We start from the raw sequence: 25807 nt of genomic DNA on the forward strand, positions 1-25807 counted from the left end.
TAATTTAGACCGCAGACCGAAAAGTGTTATCCCGCAGGTGCGGAATAAGCTGGCGCGTCGTGCGCGCGTAAGTGTCTGTCGTCCTTGCATTTTTGTTGCCCTCCCGTTCCAACAAGGACCTCGAAATCGAGACCTCTTATCCCGCAAGCGCGCGCTTGGGTCCTTGCTGGATCAAACCGCCGGGCAATCGCCCGCGCGGCATTTTTTTGTGTCGGGCAGTCTGCCAGCAAGCTGCGGCGCGGGCAAGGGTGGCGAGACTGGATGCGCCTGCGGTCTCGACGCGCCGTGACAACCCGCAGCGTAAATCCCAAGGCGCTCTCGGCCCCCGCTGCGCGACCCGCTCTTCGCAGCGCAGCACCGTCCGCGACCTGCCCCTCGCGGTGAGGGGCGCCGCCGGACACGTCTTGCGCCACACCCAGCCCGCCCTCGCCGCGCCTGCTACATTGCCCCTCATGGAAGACAAAGACTTGCAGCAGCAGCTCCTCGAGCAGGCCGAGAACATCAACGCCCTGAAGGACAACCAGTTCGCGCTGGTGGCCCAGGTGCAGGTGCTGCAGGCCACGCTCGCCGCGGTCCTGCTGAACCACCCGGACCGGGCGGCGCTCATCACCACCTTCGAGCGGTACATGAAGGTCGCCAAGGAGGCCGCGCCCACGCTCGCCGCGCGCATGGAAGGCCTGGAGGCCGGCATCCTGTCGCTGATGGGCAAGCACCAGGCCTGACGCGGCACATGCTCCCGGTCCTGCTGCTCTGCATCGGTGCCTCCCTCGGCGCGATCGCGCGCTGGCAGCTGTCGCTCTGGCTCAACACGGGCACGCACTGGCTGCCCGTGGGCACGCTGGCCGCCAACCTGCTGGGCGGCTGGACCATCGGCTTGCTGGTGGCCATCTTCCAGGCCCAGCCGCAGATCGATCCCGTGTGGCGCCTGGCGCTGGTCACGGGGTTCCTGGGCGCGCTGACCACCTTCTCGACCTTCTCGATGGAAACCGTGCAGCTGCTGCAGGCCGAGCGCCTGGGGCAGGCCTTCGCCCTCGCGGCGCTGCACCTGCTGGGGTCGCTGGCCCTCACCTGGGTGGGTCTGCGCTGCGGCCAGTTCGTCGCCGCGCGCTGATCACGAACCCGTCTTCGCCGGCATGGCCGCGGCTGCGCCTTCCGCTTCGATCCCCTGCCAGCCGCCGCCCAGCGACTGGATCAGCGTCACCGCCGCCACCTGCCGGCTCGCCTGCAGCTGCGCCAGCGCGCGCCGGGCGCCCTGCGCCGTGTTCTGCGCGGTGATCACCTCGGTGAAGGCCACCTGCCCCGCCTGGTAGCGGTTGAGGACCTGCTGCTCCACCAGGTCGGCGGCGCGGCTGGCCTCCTCGCGCAGGGCCAGTTCCTCGCCCAGGATGCGCGAGGCCGCGAGCTGGTCCTCCACCTGCTGGAAGGCGCCGAGCACCGCCTGCCGGTAGCGCGCCACCGAGGCCTCGAAGCCCGCCTGCGCGCCCTGCACCTGCGCCGCCGTCAGGCCGGCGTTGAACAGCGTCTGGGCGGCCGACAGCCCCAGCCCCCACACCAGCGACGAGGCGCTGAACAGGTCGCCGATGGCGCTGGCGCCCGAGCCGATCGAGCCCGTGAGCCGCAGGCTGGGGAAGTAGGCGGCGCGCGCGATGCCGATCTGCTCGTTGGCCTGCGCCACGCGGCGTTCCGCCGCCGCGATGTCGGGGCGGCGCTGCAGCAGCGTCGAGGGCAAGGCAGGCGGCACGGCCGGCACCTGCGCGGCCCAGGCCGGCTCGGCGGGCAGCGAGAAGTTCGCCGGCGCCTGGCCCACCAGCACGGCGATCGCGTGTTCGAGCTGGGCGCGCTGGCGCTGCAGGTCCAGCAGGTCGGCGCGCGCGTTGGCCAGCTGGGTCTGTGCCTGCAACAGGTCGGTGCGCGCGGCGATGCCGGCGTTGTAGCGGTTGCCGGTGATGGTGACGGCGCGCTCGTAGCCGGCGACCGTGCGCGCCAGCAGCTCGCGCTGCACGTCGAGCGAGCGCAGGTTGAAGTAGTCCACCGCCAGCTCGCCCTGGGCGGCCAGGCGCGCCGAGGCCAGGTCGGCGAAGCTGGCCTGCTCGCCCGCGCGCGCGCCCGACACCCCGGCCGACAGCCGCCCCCAGACGTCCGGCTCCCAGCTGCCGCCGATGGTGAGCTGGTAGCTGTCGCGGATGCTGCCGTTGCCGCCGCCCACCACCACGGTGCTGCCGGTGGACGTGGTCGCGGTCCCGGCGCCGGAGCCGCCCCGGCTGCCGCTGCGGTTGGCCGAGCCGCTGAGCGACACGGTGGGGAACAGGCCGGCGCGCTGCTGCGACACCAGTGCGCGCGCCTGGTGGTACGAGGCGACGGCCGCGGCGACGTTCTGGTTCGACACCTCCACCCGCGCGAGCAGGCCGGCCAGCACCGGGTCGGCGAACACCTGCCACCACGGGCCGCGCTCGGCGGCGTCGGACGGCGTCGCGGGCACCCATTGGCCGGCGCCTTCCTTGAACGCCGCGGGCGTGTCGACCGCCGGCGGCGCGTCGTAGCGGGGGCCGGTGGCGCAGCCGGCCAGGGCCAGGGCCAGCGCGCCCGCGAGGACGCGCACGCTCAACCCGGCGTGCGGGGCCGGACCGGGCAACACGCGGGAGCGAGGCGATCGGCGGCCAGGCTGGCGGGTCGGACCCGCCGCGCCCGCAGCGACGTCAGGGTTCAGGCCGGGCATGGCGTGGGACGGAAAGGCAGTGGCATGCATCTCAAACGGGCTCTGGTTCATGCGGACGCCCGAACTCGCGTTCGTGCGGGCTGCGCCGGCGCAGCTTGTCCAGCAGCAGGTAGACGACGGGGGTGGTCAGCAGCGTGATCAGCTGGCTGGCGACCAGGCCGCCGATGACCGCGATGCCCAGCGGCCGGCGCAGCTCGGCGCCCTCGCCGAAGCCGATGGCCAGCGGCAGCGCGCCGAGCGCCGCGGCCAGCGTGGTCATGAGGATGGGGCGAAAGCGCAGCAGGCAGGCCTCGCGCACCGCCGCTTCCGGCGACAGGCCGCGCGAGCGCTCGGCGTCGAGGGCGAAGTCGATGATCAGGATGGCGTTCTTCTTCACGATGCCGATCAGCAGGAACACGCCGATCAGCGCCATGATGGAGAAGTCCAGCTTGAAGATCAGCAGCGCCAGCACGGCACCCACGCCGGCCGACGGCAGCGTGGACAGCACCGTGAGCGGATGCACCAGGCTCTCGTACAGGATGCCCAGCACGATGTAGATGACCACCAGCGCGGCCAGGATCAGCAGCGGCTGCTGGCCCTGCGACTCCTGCGCCGCGCGCGCCGTGCCCTGGAAGCTGCCGCGCACGTTGTTCGGCAGCGCGATCTCGGCCTCGGCCGCGCGCACGGCCGCCTGGCCGTCGGCCAGCGTCCGGCCTTCGGCCAGGTTGTACGAGATGGTGGTGGCCAGTTCGGCGTCCTGGTGGCTCACCGCCGTGGCGGCCGGCCGCTCCGCGAAGGTGGCCAGCGCCGACAGCGGCACCATCACCTGCGTCGCGCTGGCCAGCGGCTGGCCGCTGGCCTGGTCGCGCAGGCCGGGGTTGATGGCGGCGTTGCCGCCGGAGGTGCCGCCGGCCGTGCCAGCCGACGTCGTCGCCGCGGTGCTGCCGGCCGTGACGGCCGCGCCGCCGGCGGCGGCCGTCGTGGCCCCCGCCACCTGCGAGGCCGCCGCCGCATTGCGGGCCGGCACGTAGATGTCGCGCAGCGACTCGGGACTGCGGGCGAAGCGCGGCGCCACGCCCAGGATCACCTTGTACTGGTTCAGTTCTTCGTAGATGGTGGCCACCTGGCGCTGGCCGAACGCGTTGTACAGCGCGTTGTCGATGTCGCGGGTGTTCACGCCCAGCCGCGCCGCCGTATCGCGGTCCACCTGCACGTAGGCCTCGACGCCGTTCTCCTGCTGGTCGGTGTCGACGTCCTCCAGCGCGTCCTGGCGCTTCATGGCCTCGGCCAGCCGCAGCGCCCACTTCTTCAGGTCGGCCACGTTGTCGCTCTTGAGCGTGTACTGGTAGGTCGAGTTCGACGAGCGCGCGCCCATGCGCAGGTCCTGCACCGGGTTGAGGAACAGGCTCACGCCGGCCACGCCGGCCAGTTGCGGGCGCAGGCGCGAGATCACGGCCTGCGCGCGCTCGCCCGGCGGCCGCTGCGCCGCGGGCTTGAGGTTGACGAACACGAAGCCGCCGCCGGCGCGGCCGCCGCCCGTGAAGCCCACCACCGTGTCCACCGCCGGGTCGCTGCGGATGATGTTGACCAGCGCGCGCAGCTTGTCCTGCATGGCCGAGAACGAGATGCTCTGGTCGGCGCGCAGGCCGCCGTTGAACTGGCCCGTGTCCTGCTGCGGGAAGAACCCCTTGGGGATCTTCACGAACAGCCAGGCGTTGATGCCGACCACCGCCGCCAGCACCAGCAGCACCAGCCAGCGCGCCTGCAGCGCCCAGTCCAGGCTGAGCGCGTAGGCGCGGTGCACCCGGCCGAAGGCGGCCTCCAGCGCCCGGCCCACGCGGCCCTGCGGCCGGTGCTGCGTGCCCGGCCGCAGCAGCCAGGCGCACAGCATCGGCGTGGTGGTCAGCGAGATGACGAGCGAGATCAGCACCGCGGCCGACAGCGTGACGGCGAACTCCCGGAACAGCCGGCCGATCTGCCCGCCCATGAACAGCAGCGGGATGAACACCGCCACCAGCGACAGGCTGATCGACAGCACCGTGAAGCCGACCTCGCGCGCGCCCAGCAGCGCGGCGGCGAAGCGGTCCATGCCCTGCTCCATGTGGCGCGCGGTGTTCTCCAGCACGACGATGGCGTCGTCCACCACGAAGCCGGTGGCCACCGTCAGCGCCATCAGCGACAGGTTGTTGAGCGAAAAGCCCAGGAAGTACATGACGCCGAACGTGCCCAGCAGCGACACCACGGTGGCGATGGCCGGGATGAACGTGGCCCGCGCGCTGCGCAGGAACAGGCTGACCACCAGCACCACCAGCAGCACGGCGACGACCAGCGTGAGCTCGACCTCGTGCAGCGCCGAGCGGATGGAGTTGGTGCGATCCGAGGCGACCTGGATCTTCACGTCCTGCGGCAGCTCCTGCTGCAGCTCGGGCAGCAGCGCCCGCACGCCGTCCACGGTGGTGATCACGTTGGCGCCCGGCTGCAGCGTGACCAGCACGATCACCGCCGGCTCGCCGTTGAACAGGCCCAGCGTGTAGATGTTCTCGACGCTGTCGCCCACCTCGCCGATGTCGCCCAGCCGCACCGCCGCGCCGTTGCGCCACGCCACCACCAGCCCCTTGTAGTCGGCCGCGGTGCGCCCGCCGCCGGCGCTGTTGCGCGTGTAGATCTGCAGCCGCCGGCCTTCCACCTCCACCTGGCCCTTGGGCCGGTTGGCGCTGCTGGCCTGGATGGCGGCGCGCACGTCCTCGGTGGAGATGCCCCACTTGTTCAGCGCGTACGGCGACAGCTCCACGCGCACGGCGGGCTGCGAGCCGCCGCCGATCTCCACGTCGCCCACGCCCTGCACCTGCGCCACCTTCTGCTGCACCAGGTTGGAGACCTCGTCGTAGATCTGGCCCGGCGTGCGCCTGGGCGAGGTCAGCGCGAGGATGATCACCGGCGCGGCCGACGGATTGGCCTTGCGGTAGACCGGGTTGCTGCGCAGCGTGGACGGCAGGTCGGCGCGCGTGGCGTTGATGGCGGCCTGCACCTCGCGCGCGGCGGCGTCGATGTTGCGGTTCAGGTCGAACTGCAGGTTGATGCGGGTGGAGCCGTTGCCGCTGAACGAGGTCATCTCGTTCACGCCGGCGATGGTGCCCAGGCGCCGCTCCAGCGGCGTCGCCACGGCGCTGGCCATGTTCTCGGGGCTGGCGCCGGGGATGTTGGCCGACACCGTGATGACCGGAAAGTCCACCTGCGGCAGCGGGGCCACGGGCAGCACGAAGAACGCGGCGATACCGGCCAGCGCGATCCAGAGCGTGAGCAGGACCGTCGCGACCGGGCGCCGGACGAAGGGGGCGGACAAATTCACGCCCGTTCCTCCCCCGCCCGGCGGCCTTCCTCCCTCGCCGAGCGGCCTTCCTCCCCTGGCTGGCGCTCTTCCTCCCTCCCCCCCTGGGGGAGGGTCGGGGTGGGGGCACGCCCGGCGCAGTGAAAGAGACGTCTATTCACCGGCCGCATGCCCCCACCCCTGCCCGCCCCCGGAGGGGGAGGGAGATTCCAGCGCCGGCTGCCTATCCTTGCGCCACCGCTGCCCCAGCCGGTCGAACCACAGGTAGATCACCGGCGTGGTGAACAGCGTCAGCAGCTGGCTCACGACCAGACCGCCGAAGATGGCGATGCCCAGCGGCCGGCGCAGCTCGGCGCCCTCGCCCCAGCCGAGCATCAGCGGCACGGCGGCGAACAGCGCCGCCAGCGTCGTCATCAGGATCGGACGGAACCGCAGCAGCGCCGCCTGGTGGATCGCCTCGCGCGGCGACTTGCCCTCCTGCCGCTGCGCCTCCAGGGCGAAGTCGATCATCATGATCGCGTTCTTCTTCACGATGCCGATCAGCAGGATGATGCCGATGATGCCGATCACGCCCAGGTCGTGCCCCGTGAGCATCAGCATCAGCAGCGCGCCGACGCCGGCCGAGGGCAGCGTCGACAGGATCGTCACCGGGTGCACGTAGCTTTCGTACAGCACGCCCAGCACGATGTAGACGCAGACCACCGCCGCCAGGATCAGCCACAGCTGGTTGGTCAGCGACGCCTCGTAGGCGCCCGAGGCGCCCAGGAACGTGAGCGTCACCGTGCCCGGCAGGCCGATGTCCCGGGCGGCCGCGCGGATGGCGTCCACCGACCGGCCGAGCGAGGCGCCCGGCGCGGTGTCGAAGCCGATGGTGGTGGCCGGGTACTGCGCCACGTGCGTGATCTGCAGCGGCGCGCGCTGCTCGACCAGCCGGGCGATCGACGCCAGCGGCACCGGCTCGCCCGAGCCGCTGCGCAGCAGCACCTGGCCCAGCGCCTGCGGGCTGGGCGTCGCGTCGGGGCGCGCCTCCAGGATCACGCGGTACTGGTTGGTCTCGGTGAAGATCGTCGAGACGATGCGCTGGCCGAAGGCGCTGTACAGCGCGTCGTCGATGGCGGCGGCCGTGATGTTCAGCCGCGCCGCGGTGTCGCGGTCGATGTCCACCAGCAGCGCCGCGCCGGTGGCGCCGGCGTCGGACACCACGTTGCGCACCTCCGGCACGGTGGCCAGGCGCTGCGTGAGCTGCTGCGCCCACTGCGTCACCGTGGCCTGGTCGGCCGCCTCGAGCGAGAAGCGGTACTGCGTCGGCCCCGACTCGGCGTCGATGGTCAGGTCCTGCACCGGCTGCACGCGCACGACGGCGCCCTGCACCTGCTCGCCGGCGCGGCGCAGGCGGTCCATCACCGGCCCGACGTCGCCGCGCGCGCTCCTGAGGTTCACCAGCATGCGGCCGGTGTTCATCATGGTGTTGTTGGCCGCGTCGACGCCGACGATGCTGGACAGCGCCACCACGTCGGGGTCGGCCAGGAAGGCGCGGGCCACCTGCTGCTGCAGCTGCGCCATGCCGCCGAACGAGATCGACTGCGCCCCCTCCACGCGCACCTGCAGCTGGCCGGTGTTCTCGGTCGGGAACAGCCCCTTGGGAATGAACAGGTACAGCAGCACCGTGAGCGCCAGCGTGAGCAGCGCCACCACCAGCGTGGCGCGCTGGCGCGCCAGCACCCACACCAGCGCCCGGTCGTAGCGGGCGATCACGCGGTCGAAGCCGCGGGCGAGCCGGGCGCCCAGGCCGGTGCCGGCGCTCTCGCCGCCCGGGTGCGCGCGCAGCCAGCGGGCCGACATCATGGGCACCAGCGTGAGCGACACGACGGCCGAGATCAGGATGGTGACGGCCAGCGTGACGGCGAACTCGCGGAACAGCCGGCCCACCACGTCGCCCATGAACAGCAGCGGGATCAGCACGGCCACGAGGGACACCGTGAGCGAGATGATGGTGAAGCCGATCTCGCCCGCGCCCCGCAGCGCGGCCTGCATCGGCGGCATGCCGTCCTCGATGTGGCGCGAGATGTTCTCGATCATCACGATCGCGTCGTCGACCACGAAGCCCGTGGCGATGGTCAGCGCCATCAGCGACAGGTTGTTCAGGCTGTAGCCCAGCAACAGCATCACGCCGCAGGTGCCGATCAGCGACACCGGCACCGCCAGGCTGGCGATCACCGTGGCGCGCGGGCTGTGCAGGAAGGCAAAGATCACCAGCACCACCAGCACCACGGCCAGCACCAGCTCCAGCTGCACGTGGTGCACCGAGGCGCGGATGCCGCTGGTGCGGTCGGACAGCACCTGCACCTGCAGCCCGGCGGGCAGGCCGCCGGTGAGCTCGGGCAGGCGCTGCTTGATCGCATCCACGGTGGCGATCACGTTGGCGCCCGGCTGGCGCTGCACGTCCAGCACGATCGCCGGCGTCAGGCTGGCGCCTTCGCCGCCCTGCCCCGCCCAGGCGCCCAGCCGCACGTTCTCGGCGCTGCTGACCACCTGGGCGACGTCGCGCAGCCGGATCGGCGCGCCGTTGCGGTAGGCGACGACGAGCTGCTGGTAATCCTCGGCCCGCAGCAGCTGGTCGTTGGCGTTGATGCTCCAGGCCCGCGTCGGCCCGTCGATGCTGCCCTTGGCGGCGTTGGCGTTGGCGGCCGTGATGGCGCTGCGCACGCTGTCCAGGCCCAGGTTGTTGGCGGCCAGCGCGCGCGTGTCGACCTGGATGCGCACCGCGGGGCGCTGCCCGCCCGACAGCGTGACCAGGCCGACGCCGGGCACCTGGCTGATCTTGAGCGCCAGCCGCGTGTTGACGATGTTCTGCACCTCGGTCAGCGGCAGGGTGTCGCTGGTGATGGCCAGCGTCAGCACCGGCGCGTCGGCCGGGTTCACCTTGGCATAGACCGGCGGCGCCGGCAGGTCGGCCGGCAGCAGCGACGCGCCGGCGTTGATGGCGGCCTGCACCTGCTGCTCGGCGACGTCCAGGGCCAGCCCGAGCCCGAACTGCAGCGTGACGATGGACACCCCGGCCGCGCTGGTGGTGCTCATGCGCGAGAGCCCCGGCATCTGGCCGAACTGGCGCTCCAGCGGCGCGGTGACGGTCTGCGCCATCACCTCCGGGCTCGCGCCCGGGTAGAGCGTCTGCACCTGGATGGTCGGGTAGTCGACCTGCGGCAGCGCCGACAGTGGCAGGAACTTCAGCCCCACCAGCCCGGCCAGCACGATGGCCAGCATGAACAGCGAGGTCGCGACGGGGCGCAGGATGAAGGGACGGGACGGGCTCATGGCGCGCCTTCCTCCATGCCCTGCCGGGCCGGGGCCGCTTCCGCCCCTCCCCTGCGCGGGCGGGTCGGGGCCGGGGCGCCGGCACGCGCGGGGGAGGCCCCCACCCCAGCCCTCCCCCGGAGGGGGAGGGAGCACAGCGGGTGCGTCATTGTTGCGGCGCTCCCCCACGCTCGCGCTGGCGCTGCTGCATCTGCTGCCAGCGCTCCAGTGCCTGCGGATCGCCGCGGTCCAATGCCTCCAGGAAGCGCTTGCGGCGCTCGAGCTGCTCCGGATCGCCCTGGGCCGACTCGAGCATGCGCTGGCGCTGCGCGGGCGTGGGACCCTTGGCGGCGGAGCCGGCAGCAGGCGCCGCAGCGGCCGATGGGGTGCCCTCCTTCGCGGCTGGCGGTGGCGCGCCCGCGCCAGGGCGCGGGGCGGCGCGCGTGGGCCCGTCGGCACGTGCCGCGGTCGGCGACGCGGGCGACGCCGACGGGGCCGCGGGGGTGGCGGCAGCAGGCGCCGATGCCGCCGGCGGGTTGCCGGCCGCCGGCGCGCTGGCCGGCGCCCCGTCCTGCGGTGCCGCGCGGCCTCCGCCGTTCCAGCCACCCGCAGCGCCGGGGCCGCGCGCCCCGGAGGCGCCGCCGCGGCGGCCCGTGGCCGGCGCATCGCCCGGCAGCAGCACGCGCGAGCCGTCGCGCAGGCGGTCGGCCCCTTCGGTGATGACGCGCTCGCCGGCCTGCAGGCCCTTGACGATCTGCACCTTGTCGATGGTGGACTGGCCGCGCTGCACCTGGCGCAGCGTCACGGTGCGGTCGGGATTGAGCACGAACACCTGGTCGCCGTTGGGCCCCTGGCGCACGGCGGACACCGGCACGGTGGTGGCGCCCTGCAGCGTGCGCAGCTGCAGCTGCACGTTGACGAACTGGCTCGGGAACAGGGTGCCCTGCGCGTTGGCGAACCGCGCCTTGGCCTTGACGGTGCCGGTCTGCGGATCGACCTGGTTGTCCAGCGAGGCGAAGGTGCCGCTGTCCAGCACCTGGCTGCGCGTGCGATCCAGCGCCCTGACCGCCATCGGCGCACCGCCGCCCTGCTGCACCGCGCCCACCTGGTCCTGCGGCACGGCGAACTGCACGTCGATGGGCGACAGCTGCGCGATGACGGCCACGCCGTTGGCGTCGCTCGTGCCCACCACGTTGCCCACGTCGACCGGGCGCAGGCCCACCCGCCCGCCGATCGGCGCGACGATGCGGGTGTACGACAGGTTCAGGCGGGCCGTGCCCTCATTGGCCTTGTCGACCACCACGGCCGCCTCGAGCTGCTTGACCAGCGCCGCCTGCGTGTCCACCTCCTGGCGGGCGATCGAGTCCTGCTTGAGCAGCGTCTGGAAGCGCTGCAGCGTGACGCGCGCGGCATCGAGCTGGGCCTCGTCGCGCATGCGCGCGCCCGTGGCCTGCTGCAGGGCCATCTCGAACGGGCGCGGGTCGATGGTGGCGAGCAGGTCGCCCTTGCGCACCATCTGGCCTTCCTGGTAGCGCACCTCCTGCAGCACGCCCGACACCTGCGGCCGCACTTTCACGGTGGCGAGCGGCACCACGGTGCCCAGGGCTTCCAGCGTCACGCTGAGGTCGCTGCGCTCCGCTTCGGCCACGCCCACCGTGGTGGGGGGCCCACCGCGGCCGCCGCCGGCGCCGAAGCCACCCGGGCCGCCCGGCCGGCCGCCGCCGCCGGTGCCGGCGCCGCCCGGCGCCCCCGCGCCGGACGCGGCGTCCGGACGCGTCAGGTGCCAGGCCCCCCAGCCGAGCGCGCCGAGCACGAGCAGGGCGACCAGCGTGCCGGCCCAGAAGCCGAAGCGGCCGAAGCGGTGCGGCGCGGGGCCGGTGGAAACGGGGGTGGGAGCGGGCGTGGGAGCGTCGGGGTGGTCGGCAGGCATCGATGTCCTTGTTCTCGGCACCGCAGTCCGCGCGGCGCCGGCAGCGGCGCGAGCTTAGCAACGCGGCGCGGCGGATGGACGGTGCGACCCGACTCTGGCGGCGCGGAATGTCCGCAGGATGCCCGGCGTGTGACTGCTTTGCAAAGATGGGGCCGCCAGCCCCGGGGCCGCTACGGGGTGATGACGCAGAGCACGCTGCAGGGCGAGTGCTCGATGAGGGCGCCCGAGATCGAGCCGCGCCACCAGCGGGCGGCCCAGCTGTCGAGGTGCTTGTGGCCCACGACGATGAGGTTGGCCTCGACCTTGCGCGCGGACTTGGTGATCTCGTCGACCGCCTCGCCGGTCACCACCTCGCCGCGCGCGGCGTAGCCCGCCTGCTCCAGGCGGCGCAGTCCGTCCTGCAGGATGGACTGGTACTTGGCGCGCTCGCGCTCCTCGAGTTCGACGTCGTAGACGCCGCCCTCCAGCCCCACGAAGCTCATCGCCGAGGGCATCACCGCGACGAGGAAGAGCTCGGACCGGCTCCATTGCGCCAGTTCCTGGCAATCGAGCAGGGCCTTCTGCCCGGCGTCGCTGCCGTCATAGGCCAACAGGATTCGCTTGTACATGCGGCTCTCTCGGTTGCGGTGGATACGGCACAGAATAGACGGGGCCGCCCCCCTCTACAACCGGGCAGACCCGAAGGGGCCATGGCCGCCCACGGCCGGCCCGAGGGGCCGCGATCCACGGGTGTGATTTCCCTTGAATCGGGCCGCGCTCAGGCCTCGGGCAGCGCCACCCACTGCCCCTCGATCGCATGCACGCGGATGCGGCGCCCGAACACGCGCGCCAGCGCCTGGTGCGTGGCCGCCTCCGCGCAGCCGCCGTGGTGGGCCACCCGGCCGTCCTGCAGCACGACCAGGTCGTCGGCGTGCAGCGCCATGGTCAGCTCGTGCAGCACGCTGACCACCGTGCGGCCCTGCCCCACCAGGCGGCGCACCAGGGCCAGCCAGTCGGCCTGGTGCGGCGGGTCCAGGTTGGCCAGCGGTTCGTCCATCAGCAGCACCGGCGCGCCGACGGCGAGCGCGCGCGCGAGCAGCACCCGCTGGCGCTCGCCGCCCGAGAGCTGGCCGAGCGGGCGCTCGCGCCAGTCCCAGCAGTGCGTCTCGCGCATGGCCGCCTCGACCGCCGCGGCGTCCCGCGGCGACGGCGTGGCCAGCCAGGCCTGGTGCGGCAGGCGCCCCAGCATCACCACGTCCCGCGCGCGCAGGTCCTCGGCGCCGGACTCGCCCTGACCGAGCCAGGAGACGGCCTGGGCCCGCTCGCGGGCGCTCCAGGCGGACGCTTCGCGGCCCAGGAGTTCGAGGCGGCCGTGCGCGGGCAGCAGCCGCGCGAGCGCCTTCAGCAGCGTCGTCTTGCCGGCGCCGTTCGGGCCGACGATCGCGGTCCAGCGCCCCTGCGGCAGCGCGAGGTCGATGCCGTGCAGCACCTCGCGCCCGGCGAGGGACACCCGCAGCCCGGTGGCCAGGAAGGCGGGCTTCACCATGGCCTCCTGTGCATCAGCCACAGCAGGTAGCCGCCGCCGACCAGCGCGGTGAGCACGCCCACGGGCAGCTCCTGCGGCGCGAGCAGCCAGCGCGCGCCGACGTCGGCGGCCAGCAGCAGGATGCCGCCCGCCAGCGCCGACAGCGGCAGCAGCCAGCGGTGCGTCGGCGTGACGACGGCGCGCACCAGGTGCGGCGCGACCAGGCCGACGAAGGCCACCAGGCCGACCTGGGCGACGGCGGCGCCGGTGGCCAGCGCCATCACCGCCACCAGCCCGAGCCGCAGCGCCTGCAGCGGCACGCCGAGGCTCGCGGCCGTGGCCTCGCCGAGCGCCAGCGCGTCCAGCCCCGGGCTGAGCACGACCGCGGCGGCGATCAGCGGCACCAGGACCGCGGCCAGCACGCCGGCGCCGCCCCAGCCGATCAACCCGGTGGTGCCCAGCAGGAAGCCCTGCATCGCCCGCAGGACGTCGGGCGACCACAGCATGACCAGCGAGGTCAGCGCGCCGAACACCATGCCGACCACCACGCCGGCCAGCAGCAGGCGCAGCGTCTGCTGCACGCCGCGCGCCAGCACCAGCGTCACGAACACCGCTGCCAGCGCGCCCAGGAAGCCGCCGGTGGCCAGTCCCGCATGCGCCCACCAGGCCGGCGACGCCGCGGGCGCCGCGCCGGCGGCGGCCAGCAGCAGCGCCACGCCGAACGACGCGCCGGTGGAGCTGCCCAGCAGGTAGGGATCGGCGAGCGGGTTGCGGAACAGGCCCTGCGCGACGGCGCCGGCCAGGCCGAGCAGCGCGCCGGCCAGCCAGGCCCCGGCGCTGCGCGGCAGCCGGATGTCCCACAGGATCGCCGCGGCCGGCCCGGTGCGGCCCCACAGCGGCTCCCAGCCGCCGGCGCCCACGCAGGTGCCGACGACGACCAGCGCGACGGACGCCAGCAGCAGCAATGCGCCGAGCGCGGCCGGCCCGCGCAGCGGCAGCCGCGCGTGCGCGCGCCCGTCCAGCGGAACCGCCGCCCGGTTCACCGCGGCCTCCCCGGCAAGCGGCCCGCCAGGCAATCGGCGAGGAACTGCGCGCCCGCGGCGAGGCGGGGGCCGGGGCGCGCGATGGCATCGGCCTGCGCCTCCGTGAAGCCGCACACGCGGCCTTCGCGCACGGCCCGCAGGCCCGACCAGCCCGGGCGCGCCGCGAGCGCGGCCATGTCGCGCTGCGACACCATGATCACCTGCGGGTCGGCCCGCACCACGAATTCGGGGTTGAGCTTGGGCACCGACCCCAGCCGGCCCGGCACGATGTTGGCGGCCCCCAGGCGCGCGAGCAGCTCACCGATGTGCGACGACTCGCTGGCGGCAAAGGGCCCGTCGCTCACCTCGAAGTACACCGTCGCCCCGCGCTTGGACGGCGGCACGCTGCGGGCGGCGGCGTCGATGCGGTCCTGCAGCTGCCGCCACAGCCCTTCGGCGCCCTCCAGCTGCAGCAGCTGCCCCATGGTGCCGGCCACGCGCCGCACGTCGCCCAACGTCCTGATGTCCAGCCCCACCACCGGCACGCCCAGCGCCTGCAGGCGCGGCAGCGCCGGCGAGGTCGACGACAGCAGCACCACGTCGGGGCGCAGCGCCACGATGCGCTCGATCTGCGGATCGACCACCCCGCCCAGGTGCGGCAGCGCCGGGATTCCGGCCGGCCAGTTGGAGAAATCGTCGACGCCCACCACGCGGTCGCACGCGCCCAGCTGGCACACGGTCTCGGTCAGCGAGGGCAGCAACGTGACGATGCGCTGCGGCGCCTTGGCCAGCGTGACCTGCGCGCCGCGGTCGTCGGTGACGGTCACGGCCGCGCAGGCGGCGCCCCAGGCCAGCAGCGAAAAGAGCAGCAGCCGCTTCATGCGTGCGCCTCGCCCCAGCGCATCACGATCCGGTGCAGCTGCTCGACGCCGTCGGTCAGCGCGGCCGGGCCGGGCTGCAGGATGTCGGCCGACTTGACCTCGAACAGCTGGCCGTCGCGCACCGCGTTCACCTGCGCCCAGCCCGGGCGCGCGGCCACCGTCCCGGGCCGGAACTTCTTGCCGCACCAGGACCCGACCACGATGTCGGGGTTGCGCCGCACGATCTCGGCCGGGTCGGCCACGATGCGGTCCTTGCCGAGGGGCTGGCGCGCGAGCTCGGGAAAGCAGTCGTCGCCGCCGGCGATGCCCACCAGTTCGCTCACCCAGCGGATGGCGCTGATCGGCGGCTCGTCCCACTCCTCGAAGAACACGCGCGGGCGGCGCGGCAACGCCAGCGTCGCGGCGCGGATCGCCTCGAGCCGCTCGCGCATGCCCTGCAGCAGCTCGAGCCCGCGCTCGGCGCGGCCGACCAGCGCGGCCACCTGCCACAGCACGGAGAAGATCTCCTCCACGCTGCGCTGGTTGAACACGGTGACCTGCACGCCCTGGCGCACCAGGGCCGAGGCGATGTCGGCCTGCAGGTCGGAGAAGCCGAACACGCAGTCGGGCTCCAGGGCCAGGATGCGGTCGATCTTCGCGGTCAGGAAGGCGCTGACCCTGGGCTTCTCGTCGCGCGCGCGCCGCGGCCGCACGGTGTAGCCGGAGATGCCGACGATGCGGGCCTCCTCGCCCAGCAGGTACAGCCACTCGGTCGTCTCCTCGGTGAGGCAGACGATGCGCGAGGGCGCGTAGGACGGGCGGGGCGAGGCCATGGCGGATCGACTCAGAGGCGCGGCTGCCAGGTCACGCCGACGAACACGCCGCGGCCCGGCTGGCGGTAACCGTACACGGTCTCGTACCGGCGGTCGAAGGCATTCTCGATGCGGCCGAACAGCCGTGCCTCGGGCGTGATGCGGTAGCTCGCGGTCAGGTCCACGGTCGAGTAGCTGCCCAGCGTCGTGCCCGCGTCCGGCCGGCTGCCGCTGTGGCGCAGGCTGCCGCCCCACTGCCAGGGGCCGCTCTCGCGCGTGAGCGCCAGGCGCGCCAGCGTGGCCGCGCGGCGCTGCAGGCGCCGGCCGGTGTCCAGGTCCTTCGGGTCCTGCGAGGTCAGGCCCGCGCTCACGCCGGTGTCGCCGACGCGCCCGGTCCAGGTCAGCTCCAGCCCGCGGTTGCGCGCCCGGCCGATGTTCACCCGGTTGAAGGCGGCGTCGAAGCCGAACAGGTCGGTGTAGCGGTTCTCGAACAGCGTCGCGCGCACCACCTGGCCGGCGGCCGCGTATTGCACCGCGACCTCGCCCGACCGCAGGCGCTCGGGGCGCAGCGCCGGATTGCCGCCGAACGGGTAGTACAGGTCGTTGAAGGTCGGCGCGTTGAAGCCGGTGGACGCCGACGCGCTGACGCGCCAGGCATCGGTGAACTGGTAGCCGTACGCCGCCAGCCACGTCGCCGCCGATCCGAAGGTGGTGTAGCGGTCCTCGCGCAGGTTGAGCTGCGCCTGGTGCCGGCCGGCGGTGAGTGTGTAGCCCAGCCGCGCGCTGTCCTGGGTGCGCGACGTGCGGTCGTAGGCGGTGTCGCTGGCCAGGCGCTGGCGGGTGTGTTCGATGCCGGCGGTCACGCGCTGGCCGGGGGCGACCTGCCATTGCAGGCCCGCCTGCGCGCCGTCGCTGCGCGAATGCACGAAGTACGGGAACGCGGTCACGGCGGCATCGATGCGGTCCGCCGCGTGGGTCAGCGCGACGTTCAGCGACAGGTCGTCGCTCACGCGGATGCCGGCGTCGGCCACCGCGCTCTGCTCGACCGAGTGCGAGATGTCCCGCTGCGTGGCGGGCCCGAACTCGCTGTCGTACTCGGTGCGCCCGCGCGCCTCGCGCAGGCGCAGGCCGAGCGTGTGGCCGCCGGCCAGGTCCTGCGTCACCGCGAACGAGGCGGCGCGCCGGCGGTAGCCGTCCACGTCGGGATCGGTGTCCGGCAGCTCGCGCTGGTTGGTGGCGTTGAAGCCGCGCTCGCGCAGCGATTCGACGTCGGCGCGCAGGCCGGTGCCCGAGGCCAGCCGCACGGCGCCCGAGGCGCTGGCCTGCACCAGCCCGCGCGAGCCGCCCTGCACCGTCACGCTCGCCGTCGGCGTGCCGGCCGGCCGGCGCGTGAAGACCTGGATCACGCCGCCGAGCGCGGCGCTGCCGTACAGGCTGGACACGTTGCCGCGCACGACCTCGATGCGCTCGACGTCGGCCAGCGGCAGGTGCTCGAGCGCGGCGATGCCGAAGTTCAGGTTGTTGACCGGCACGCCGTCCACCAGCACCAGCGTGTGGCGCGTCTCGGCGCCGCGCAGCGACGCGCCGGCCACGGTGCCCGGGCCGCCGGCCTGGGTGAGCTCCAGGCCCGCGACGCGCTGCAGCAGCGTCGGCAGGTCGGGCGTCTGCGCCGCGTCGATGTCGCGGCGGGTGAGCACGGTGGTGGCGGGCAGCGCGTCCTGCACGCGCTGCTCGGTGCGGCTGGCGGACACCACCACGTCGGGCAGCGTCGCCTGCGCGAAGGCGCAGGGCACGAGGAAGGCCATCGCGAACGGCACGCCCGCGCGATGGAACAAGGTCGAAGATGTCATGGGAGCAACCCAAAGCAAGCAGCCCGGGCCGGCTTCCCCGCCGGCAGTGGGCAACAAGGCCGCGCGAGCGCGGCCGCCTCGTTGGCCGGTATCCGGGCTGGCGGGTCGCTTCCATCGCCTTCCCGGCGCGCCGTGACGTGCGCATCCAGTGGCTTGTCGGATGGAGCGGAGCGCCCGGTCGGGGGCGCCCTTCCGCTTACCGTTGCGGGGGCAGCGCAGGTTGGCCTGGCACCACGCGCACCGCCGGAGGCGGCACGGCAGCTGGGGCTCCCTGCTTCCCGTTGAACTGCGGCATGCGAACCACACCGCGAGCACCAACGCGGGAGATTCTAGGCGCAACGGCAACGCAACCCTACAATCGGCGCACTTATGGCCAGCGCCTCCCAGGTCGACCTGATCGCCGAACGCGTCGAGCGCCTGCTCGTTCGCCACGAGGAACTGCAGCGCACCAATGCGCTGCTGCAGCAGCAGGTCGAGGCGCTCACCCAGGAGCGCGACTCCCTGCGCTCGCGCCTGTCGGCCGCCCGCGCACGCGTCGACGCGCTGCTCGAGCGGCTGCCCGACATCAACTCCGCCGCCTGAACCCGTTCGCATGGCCGCCACCAAGCAGCTCGAAGTGCAGATCATGGGCCAGAGCTACCTGCTCGGCTGCCCCGAGGGCGGCGAAGGCCGGCTGCTCGAGGCGGTGGAGAAGGTCGACACGGCCATGTGCAAGATCCGCGACGCCGGCAAGGTCAAGGCCCGCGACCGCATCGCGGTGCTGGCCGCGCTGAACCTCGCCTTCGACGTCGCCGACCGCGAGGTGGCGCCCCGCGCCGCGGCCGCTCCCGCGCGCGCCGCGCCCGGCGAAGCCGACCCCCGCCTGGACGCGATCCTCGAGCGCCTGGACCGCGCGCTCGGCGACGACGGCCGCCTGCTCTGACGTCCGCGCCGGTCCCCGGCGCATTCCGATTCGCCGCCTCGCGCGCGGCACGCGCCCCGGCGCGCGCGAACCTGCAATCGCGGCCTCGTCAAGCTCGACCGCAGTTGTCCGCACGCGGCGGATGTTTTGTCCCGCCAGGCGGCCCACACGCGCGAACCAGCACCTACAATGGGCTCGTCTGCAGTGCGTGCCGGGCTTTATATTTCCTTGAACCAATGCTCTCTGAGCTCGGGCTTGGAACAGCACCTGACGAGCGTGAACGTCTCGCGTCAGATGATCCCAACGCCAGGTTGACCTCGCCCACCTGAACCCCTGGTTCAGGATGCCGGTCCGGTGGCAACTGCAGACGCCTAATTCCAGCGCGCCGTTCGCGCCGCGACACGAGAACGGCGCCGCGAGAACAAGAACGAGAGGGGCCGCGGCGCATGTCGCTCGAACCGCAATTGATCGCCGAGCTTGCGCTGATCGGCACCTGCACCGGCTTTCTCGCCGGGCTCCTGGGCATCGGCGGCGGCATGCTGATGGTGCCGTTCATCACCATGATCCTGTCGGCGCGCGGCTTCGCCGCCGACTACACGGTCAAGGCCGCCGTCGCGACCTCGCTGGCCACCATCTGCTTCACCTCGCTGTCGTCGGTGCGCGCGCACCACCAGCGCGGCGCCGTGCTGTGGCACGTCGTGCGCGTGCTCGCCCCGGGCATCCTGGTCGGATCGCTGGCGGGCGCGCGCCTGGCCGTCTCCCTGCCCGGCAAGGCGCTGGGCATCCTGTTCGCCTGCTTCGTGGCGTTCTCGGCCACGCAGATGCTGCTCAATCGCCGGCCCGAGCCGACCCGCACCCTGCCCGGCCCGGCCGGCACCTTCGGCGTCGGCATGGTGATCGGCTGGCTGTCGTCGATGGTGGGCGCGGGCGGCGCGTTCGTGTCGGTGCCGTTCATGACCTGGTGCAACGTGCGCATCCACCAGGCCGTGGGCACCTCGTCGGCGCTGGGCTTCCCGATCGCGCTGGCCGGCACGCTGGGCTACGTGTGGGCCGGCCGCGACCTGCCCGCCATGCCGCCGGGTTCGGTCGGCTACCTCTACCTCCCCGGCCTGGTCGTCATCTCCATGGCCAGCATGCTGCTGGCCCCGCTGGGCGCGCGCACCGCGCACCGCATGGACATCACCCCCCTCAAGCGCGCCTTCGCGTTCGTGCTCTACGGTCTCGCCGCCTACTTTCTGCTTCGTTGATCCTGCTTCGTTGACCTAGGTCAAGATTCGAAAAAAAACGGGCCGGTTCGTTAGCACGCTTCCACCATTTCTCCGGGCAAACCCGCTGTCCGGCCCTTGCGGGCCGGAGCGACAGTCGTGGTGCGCGGCCCCCGGCGGACACCCCGCCCCGGCCACGGCAGTGGTAGTTGATGTGCAAGTCGAATACAGGAGACATGCGATGCAACAGGGGAGCTACACCCTCCGTCGCCGGGCCGTGGGAAGCGGCCTGGTACTCACCCTCGCCGCGGCCCTCGCCGCACCGGCTGCCCAGGCCGCCTGGGAACCCACCAAGCCCGTCGAGTTCGTCGTGCCCGCCGGCACCGGGGGCGGCGCCGACCAGATGGCGCGCCTGATCCAGGGCGTGGTGGTCAAGCACAACCTCATGAAGCAGCCGCTGGTGGTGGTCAACAAGTCCGGCGGCGCGGGCGCGGAAGGCTTCCTGGACATCAAGAACGCCAAGGCCGATCCGCACAAGATCGTGGTCACGCTGTCGAACCTGTTCACCACGCCGCTGGCCACCGGCGTGCCGTTCAACTGGCGCGACATGACCCCGGTGTCGATGATGGCGCTGGACAACTTCGTCCTCTGGGTCAACGCCGACACCCCGTACAAGAACGCCAAGGACTACCTCGCCGCGGTGAAGGCCGCCGGCCCGAGCAAGTTCAAGATGGGCGGCACCGGCTCCAAGCAGGAGGACCAGATCCTCACCGTGGGCATCGAGAAGGCCACCGGCACCAAGTTCATCTACGTGCCGTTCAAGGGCGGCGGCGAGGTCGCGGTGCAGCTGGTCGGCAAGCACATCGACTCGACGGTGAACAACCCGATCGAGGCGGTGGCCCAGTGGCGCGCCAACCAGGTGCGCGCGCTGTGCGTGTTCGACGACAACCGCATGCCGTACAAGACCAAGGTCACCGACTCGCAGGCCTGGGGCGACATCCCCACGTGCAAGGAAGCGGGCGTGCCCACCTCCTACACCATGCTGCGCGGCATCTTCATGCCGCCGGGCGTGACCAAGGACCAGGTCGAGTTCTACACCACCCTGCTCAAGAAGGTGCGCGAGACGCCCGAGTGGAAGGACTACATGGACAAGGGCGCCTTCAACCAGACCACGATGGAAGGCGACAAGTTCGTCGAGTGGCTCGGCCGCGCGGAGCAGCAGCACCGCGAGCTGATGAAGGAAGCCGGCTGGCTCGCCAAGTGATGGCCGCGGCGGGCCGGGCGCCGCGGCGCCGGCCCGCCTGAATCGTTTCTTGCGCCGCCCCCGCGGCAGGAGTACCCCCCAATGGAATCGCAAGACCACGCCGCCGAACCCGGCTCGCGCGGCGTGAAGACGTTCGTCGTCGAGGCGGTCGTCGCCCTCCTCGTCCTGATGCTCGGCATGCTGGTCGTGTTCGGCAGCCGCAACCTCGGCTCCGGCTGGACCTCGGACGGCCCCGGCGCCGGCTACTTTCCCTTCTACATCGGCCTGATCCTGTGCATCGCCTCGGTGGGCACGCTGTGGCAGGCCCTGGGCAAGGCCCGCGACACGGGCGTGTTCGCCGACGGCGAGCAGATCCGCCGCGTGCTGATCGTGCTGATCCCCGCGCTGGTCTATGCCGGCGCGATCCAGCTGGTGGGCCTGTACGTCGCATCGGCGGTGTACATCGCCGGCTTCATGATCCTGCTGGGCAAGTTCTCGCCCCTCAAGGGCATCGTGACGGCGCTGGTGATCTCGGTGCTGTTCTTCCTGATGTTCGAAGTCTGGTTCAAGGTGCCGCTGTACAAGGGCACGCTGGACCCGCTCGCCTTCCTCGGCTATTGAAATCCCGGGACCTCTCGCATGAATGAAATCGGTGCCCTGCTCCACGGGTTCAGCGTCATCCTGACGCCGATGAACCTGGTCCTCATGCTGGTCGGCATCACGCTCGGCGTGCTGATCGGCGTCCTGCCCGGGTTGGGCGGCGCCAACGGCGTCGCCATCCTGCTGCCCCTGACGTTCTCGATGTCGCCCACCTCGGCGATCATCATGCTGTCGTGCATCTACTGGGGCGCCCTGTTCGGCGGCGCCATCACCTCGATCCTGTTCAACATCCCCGGCGAGCCGTGGTCGGTGGCCACCACCTTCGACGGCTACCCGATGGCACAGAACGGGCAGGCGGGCCAGGCGCTCACGGCGGCCTTCACCTCGTCGTTCGTCGGCGCGCTGGTGGCGGTGATCATGATCACCTTCCTGGCGCCGCTGGTGGCCAAGTTCGCGCTGCAGTTCGGCCCGCCCGAATTCTTCGCCGTCTACCTGCTCACGTTCTGCAGCTTCGTGGGCATGGGCAAGGGATCGCCGTTCAAGATCCTCGCCTCCATGGGCATCGGCTTCGCGCTGGCGGCCGTGGGCATGGACACCGTCACCGGCCAGCTGCGCCTGACCTTCGGCATCGAGGAGCTGATGCGCGGCTTCGACTTCCTGATCGCGGTGATCGGCCTGTTCGGCATCGGCGAGATCCTGCTGTCGATGGAGGAGGGCCTGGCCTTCTCGGGCAAGAGCGCGCGCATCAACCCGCGCGTGGTGTTCGAGACCTGGAAACAGCTGCCCCAGTACTGGGTGACCTCGCTGCGCAGCGCCCTGGTGGGCATCTGGATGGGCATCACCCCTGGCGGCGCCACGCCGGCGTCGTTCATGAGCTACGGCCTGGCCAAGAAGATGTCGCGCGACGGCGCCAAGTTCGGCACCGGCCAGATGGAAGGCGTGGTCGCCCCCGAGACGGCGGCCCACGCCGCCGGCACGAGCGCGCTGCTGCCGATGCTGGCGCTGGGCATCCCCGGTTCGCCCACCGCCGCCGTGCTGCTGGGCGGCCTGCTGATCTGGGGCCTGCAGCCCGGGCCGCTGCTGTTCGTCGAGCAGAAGGACTTCGTCTGGGGCCTGATCGCCAGCATGTACCTGGGCAACATCGCCGGCCTGCTCGTGGTGCTGACCACGGTGCCGCTGTTCGCCTCCATCCTGCGCATCCCGTTCTCCATCATCGCGCCGGTCATCGTCGTCATCTGCGCCATCGGCGCCTACACGGTGCACAACGCGATGCTCGACGTCTGGCTGATGCTGCTGTTCGGCCTGGTGGGCTACGTGTTCAAGAAGCTCGACTACCCGCTCGCGCCGCTGGTGCTGGCGCTGGTGCTGGGCGACAAGGCCGAGGATTCGTTCCGTCAGGCCATGCTGGTGTCGCAGGGCGACCTGATGATCATGGTGTCCAACCCGCTGGTGGGCACCATCACCGGCCTGGCCTTGCTGCTGCTGCTGTGGCCCGTGATCTCCTGGGTCCTGGCGCGCGTGCGCAAGCCCAAGCCGAGCAGCTTCGCCGCCGAACAGCCCGTCGACTGAGGAGCCTGACATGCCCGTGATCGCACTGACGCAGGAAATGGGGTCGCTGGCCAAGGACGTGGCCGTGCGCCTGGGCGAGGCCGCCAACCTGGCGGTGATGCGGCACGAGGTGGTGGAGAACATCGCCGAGCGCATGCAGGTGCCGCCCAGCCTGGTGCGGCGCCTGCGCGAGGGCAAGGCCGGGCTGGTCGAGCGCCTGAGCACCAACCCGCGCGAGATGTCGCTCTACACGGCCGAGGAGGTGTTCGCCCTCGCCGAGCGCGGCAACGTCGTGCTGCGCGGCTGGGGCGCCACCTGCCTGCTGCGGCCGGTGAGCCACGTGGTGCGCGTGCGCATCACGCGGCCGTTCGCCTCGCGCGTGGACTGGCTGATGGACCACCTGGGCATCCAGGAGCGCGATGCCGCCGAGGCCGAGGTGCGGCGCAGCGACAACGCCCACGCCACGCGCATGCAGTCGCAGTTCGGCGTCACCTGGGGCGACCCGCTGCTGTACGACGCCGTGCTCAACACCGACCGCCTCTCGGTCGACAGCTGCGTGCAGGCCATCCTGCAGCTGGCCGGCCGCACCGAGTTCCAGGAGACCGACGCTTCGCGCGAGGTGCTGGCCGGCCTGGCCCTGAGCGCGCGCATCCGCGCCGCGCTGCGCGCCAACGAGTCCACCTCGGGCGTGGACATCCAGGCGCTGTCGCGCAGCGGCCGCGTCCTGCTGACCGGCATCGTGGTCAACGACCACGAGAAGGCCGAGGCGGCGCGCGTGGCCAGCGCGGTGGCGGGCGTCGGCAAGGTGGACAACCAGCTGCACGTGATGGCCATCACGCGCCGGTTCACGCACGCCAAGACCTGACCCGCCGCGCCGCCGCCGGCAGGCGGGTGCGTGACAGAATCAGCACGGCAGGATCGGGCCGCGGCGCGTGCCGCAGTGCGCCGCATCCGTGGGCGGGGCCCTGCCCCCGCCACCTCCGGTTTCCCAACTCTGACAGGAAGCACACCATGGGCAAGGCACTCGAAGGGGTCAAGATCCTCGACTTCACCCACGTCCAATCGGGCCCCACCTGCACGCAGCTGCTGGCCTGGTTCGGCGCCGACGTGATCAAGGTCGAGAAGGCGGGCGAAGGCGACGCCACGCGCGGGCAGCTGCGCGACATCGAGGGCGTGGACAGCCTGTACTTCACGATGCTGAACCACAACAAGCGCTCCATCACCCTGGACACCAAGAGTGCCAAGGGCAAGGAGGTGCTGGTGGAGCTGATCAAGCAGTGCGACGTGCTGGTGGAGAACTTCGCTCCCGGCGCGCTGGACCGCATGGGCTTTTCCTGGGAGCGCATCCAGCAGATCAACCCGCGCATGATCGTCGCCTCGGTCAAGGGCTTCGGCCCCGGCCCGTACGAGGACTGCAAGGTGTACGAGAACGTGGCGCAGTGCGCCGGCGGGGCGGCCTCCACCACCGGCTTCGACGACGGCCCGCCGCTGGTGACCGGCGCGCAGATCGGCGACTCGGGCACCGGGCTGCACCTGGCGCTGGGCATCGTGACGGCGCTGTACCAGCGCAACACCACCGGCCGCGGCCAGCGCGTGCTGGCGGCGATGCAGGACGCGGTGCTGAACCTGTGCCGCGTGAAGCTGCGCGACCAGCAGCGGCTGGACCGCACCGGCGTGCTGCAGGAGTACCCGCAGTACCCGGACACCGAGTTCGGCGACGCGGTGCCGCGGGCGGGCAATGCCTCGGGCGGCGGCCAGCCGGGCTGGATCCTGAAGTGCAAGGGCTGGCAGCACGACCCCAACGCGTACATCTACTTCATCACGCAGGCGCCGGTGTGGGGGGCCATCTGCAAGGTGATCGGCGAGGAAGGCTGGATCACCGACCCGAACTACGCCACGCCCAAGGCGCGGCTGCCGCACCTGAAGACCATCTTCTCGCGCATCGAGGAGTGGACCATGACCAAGACCAAGTTCGAGGCCATGGACATCCTGAACAAGTACGACATCCCGTGCGGGCCGATCCTGTCGATGAAGGAGATCGCCGCCGAGCAGTCGCTGCGCGAGACGGGCACGATCGTGGAGGTGGACCATCCCAAGCGCGGCAAGTACCTGAGCGTGGGCAACCCGATCAAGCTGTCCGACAGCGTCACCGAAGTCACCCGCTCGCCGCTGCTGGGCGAGCACACCGACGAGATCCTGGCCCAGCTGGGCTACACCCGCGACCAGATCGCCGAGCTGCGCGAGACCAAGGTCGTCTGAGTTTTCTTTCGCAGGGCGGGGCTGCGTTGGCGGTCCCTCTTTGCCTTCGCGTCGCGGCGTTCGTGCGTGCTTCGTCGTGCGCACTGCGGTGGCGTGGTTCGTTTCTATTGGCCTGGGTCGGTTGGCAGCGGGGGCGGCGCGGCAGGCGGCGTCCGTCGGGGGCTCATGCCGTGACGGTTCCGTGCTCCGGCTTCGCCTCGCACAGGAACATCGCGCGCCTTCCGTGGCCGGCCCGCAGCGGCCGAACTCGTTGCGCGCTGCGCGCGCCACTCAGACAAGCGGCCGCAAGCCAGTGGTTCATCAACGAGCTTCGCTCCTGCGTCGCTCGCAGCGGGCCGGCCACTGCGGCGTGCCGCCCCGGAAATCGCCCCCGCCAGACACCGCCTGCCGCGCTGGGTACCTGGCGCTTGATCGGGCAGGGCCTGGGTCAAGCCGCATCGTTTTCTCCGCCGCTGAGAGCGAAACGACGCTCGTGCGAAAACGTGGATTCCCGCTTTCGCGGGAATGACGGGGATGGTGGACAGGCATGTGCGTCCAGGCGTGTGCGCCCCGGCATGTGCGCCCATGCAGGTGCTGATAGGCAGTGCGGATAGGCAGTGCGGCCAGACACGCGGCCAATAGAGGCACGGCCAAGGCATCCGCGGGCGGCTCGGCCCGGTGGGGGCTCCCACCGCTGCTGCCAGGCGGCAGGGCGATGCACGTCGGGGGCGATTTCTGGCCTGAGCGTTGCCGCAGGGGCGCGGGCCCTGGCGAGCG

The 25807-nt window shown here is 72.1% G+C and carries 20 protein-coding genes and 1 riboswitch; of the genes, 10 read left to right on the forward strand and 10 right to left on the reverse strand.

Translation table 11 applies throughout. The annotated features are described in order from the left end of the window. Window positions 1-452: 452 nt before the first annotated feature. Window positions 453-722, forward strand: a complete 270-nt coding sequence (locus tag AC3ANR_RS14035) for a hypothetical protein (RefSeq protein WP_488288718.1) — start codon at window positions 453-455, stop codon at window positions 720-722. An 8-nt stretch (window positions 723-730) separates the two neighbouring features. After that, entirely contained in the window at window positions 731-1111 is a 381-nt protein-coding gene (crcB, locus tag AC3ANR_RS14040; RefSeq protein WP_488288719.1) for a fluoride efflux transporter CrcB, read from the forward strand. Here crcB and AC3ANR_RS14045 read toward each other — a convergent pair whose 3' ends face one another. The 10 genes from AC3ANR_RS14045 to AC3ANR_RS14090 form a co-directional block, all read right to left on the reverse strand. Continuing rightward, window positions 1112-2716, reverse strand: coding sequence for an efflux transporter outer membrane subunit (locus AC3ANR_RS14045; RefSeq protein ID WP_488291819.1), 1605 nt, complete (start codon window positions 2714-2716; stop codon window positions 1112-1114). It lies immediately after the preceding gene. Between the two features lie 31 nt (window positions 2717-2747). Then, entirely contained in the window at window positions 2748-6044 is a 3297-nt protein-coding gene (locus AC3ANR_RS14050; RefSeq protein ID WP_488288720.1) for an efflux RND transporter permease subunit, read from the reverse strand. Window positions 6045-6176: 132 nt separating this feature from the next. Then, on the reverse strand, window positions 6177-9338 hold the full coding sequence (locus AC3ANR_RS14055; protein ID WP_488288721.1) for an efflux RND transporter permease subunit: 3162 nt from the start codon (window positions 9336-9338) through the stop codon (window positions 6177-6179). Window positions 9339-9483: 145 nt separating this feature from the next. Continuing rightward, on the reverse strand, window positions 9484-11247 hold the full coding sequence (locus AC3ANR_RS14060; protein ID WP_488288722.1) for an efflux RND transporter periplasmic adaptor subunit: 1764 nt from the start codon (window positions 11245-11247) through the stop codon (window positions 9484-9486). Between the two features lie 170 nt (window positions 11248-11417). Then, window positions 11418-11855: a universal stress protein gene (locus AC3ANR_RS14065; protein WP_488288723.1), complete on the reverse strand. Its 438-nt coding sequence runs from the start codon at window positions 11853-11855 to the stop codon at window positions 11418-11420. Between the two features lie 149 nt (window positions 11856-12004). Continuing rightward, the gene (locus AC3ANR_RS14070; protein ID WP_488288724.1) at window positions 12005-12772 is read right to left on the reverse strand and encodes an ABC transporter ATP-binding protein; all 768 of its coding nucleotides are present in this window, start codon (window positions 12770-12772) and stop codon (window positions 12005-12007) included. Beyond that, window positions 12766-13773 carry a FecCD family ABC transporter permease gene (locus tag AC3ANR_RS14075; protein WP_488291820.1) on the reverse strand — a complete coding sequence of 336 codons (1008 nt, stop codon included), beginning with the start codon at window positions 13771-13773 and terminating at the stop codon, window positions 12766-12768. Before AC3ANR_RS14075 ends, AC3ANR_RS14070 begins: the two co-directional genes overlap by 7 nt. A 17-nt stretch (window positions 13774-13790) precedes the next feature. Further along, window positions 13791-14654 (reverse strand): ABC transporter substrate-binding protein, encoded by an 864-nt coding sequence (locus AC3ANR_RS14080; protein WP_488288725.1) that lies wholly within the window; start codon window positions 14652-14654, stop codon window positions 13791-13793. Then, window positions 14651-15466: a cobalamin-binding protein gene (locus AC3ANR_RS14085; protein ID WP_488288726.1), complete on the reverse strand. Its 816-nt coding sequence runs from the start codon at window positions 15464-15466 to the stop codon at window positions 14651-14653. Before AC3ANR_RS14085 ends, AC3ANR_RS14080 begins: the two co-directional genes overlap by 4 nt. Window positions 15467-15477: 11 nt before the next feature. Continuing rightward, window positions 15478-17295, reverse strand: a complete 1818-nt coding sequence (locus tag AC3ANR_RS14090; RefSeq protein WP_488288727.1) for a TonB-dependent receptor domain-containing protein — start codon at window positions 17293-17295, stop codon at window positions 15478-15480. 66 nt (window positions 17296-17361) lie between these two features. After that, window positions 17362-17629, reverse strand: a riboswitch (cobalamin riboswitch). Window positions 17630-17664: 35 nt separating this feature from the next. Here AC3ANR_RS14090 and AC3ANR_RS14095 point away from each other — a divergent pair. The 8 genes from AC3ANR_RS14095 to frc all read left to right on the forward strand — a co-directional run bounded on the left by AC3ANR_RS14095 (window position 17665) and on the right by frc (window position 25051). Further along, complete coding sequence (locus AC3ANR_RS14095; protein WP_488288728.1) at window positions 17665-17877, forward strand: DUF904 domain-containing protein; 213 nt, start codon at window positions 17665-17667, stop codon at window positions 17875-17877. 10 nt (window positions 17878-17887) lie between these two features. Continuing rightward, entirely contained in the window at window positions 17888-18217 is a 330-nt protein-coding gene (locus AC3ANR_RS14100; protein WP_488288729.1) for a cell division protein ZapA, read from the forward strand. Between the two features lie 425 nt (window positions 18218-18642). Further along, entirely contained in the window at window positions 18643-19443 is an 801-nt protein-coding gene (locus AC3ANR_RS14105; RefSeq protein ID WP_488288730.1) for a sulfite exporter TauE/SafE family protein, read from the forward strand. A gap of 199 nt (window positions 19444-19642) precedes the next feature. Then, complete coding sequence (locus tag AC3ANR_RS14110) at window positions 19643-20665, forward strand: Bug family tripartite tricarboxylate transporter substrate binding protein (RefSeq protein ID WP_488288731.1); 1023 nt, start codon at window positions 19643-19645, stop codon at window positions 20663-20665. Window positions 20666-20746: 81 nt separating this feature from the next. Next, the gene (locus AC3ANR_RS14115) at window positions 20747-21265 is read left to right on the forward strand and encodes a tripartite tricarboxylate transporter TctB family protein (protein WP_488288732.1); all 519 of its coding nucleotides are present in this window, start codon (window positions 20747-20749) and stop codon (window positions 21263-21265) included. A gap of 18 nt (window positions 21266-21283) precedes the next feature. Then, on the forward strand, window positions 21284-22813 hold the full coding sequence (locus AC3ANR_RS14120) for a tripartite tricarboxylate transporter permease (RefSeq protein ID WP_488288733.1): 1530 nt from the start codon (window positions 21284-21286) through the stop codon (window positions 22811-22813). A 10-nt stretch (window positions 22814-22823) separates the two neighbouring features. After that, window positions 22824-23657: a cytidylate kinase family protein gene (locus AC3ANR_RS14125; protein ID WP_488288734.1), complete on the forward strand. Its 834-nt coding sequence runs from the start codon at window positions 22824-22826 to the stop codon at window positions 23655-23657. 146 nt (window positions 23658-23803) lie between these two features. Beyond that, a complete protein-coding gene (gene frc, locus AC3ANR_RS14130; protein WP_488288735.1) occupies window positions 23804-25051 on the forward strand; it encodes a formyl-CoA transferase in 1248 nt (415 codons plus the stop codon). Window positions 25052-25807: the final 756 nt, after the last annotated feature.

The organism is Ramlibacter sp. JJN2-2R, from assembly GCF_057747835.1.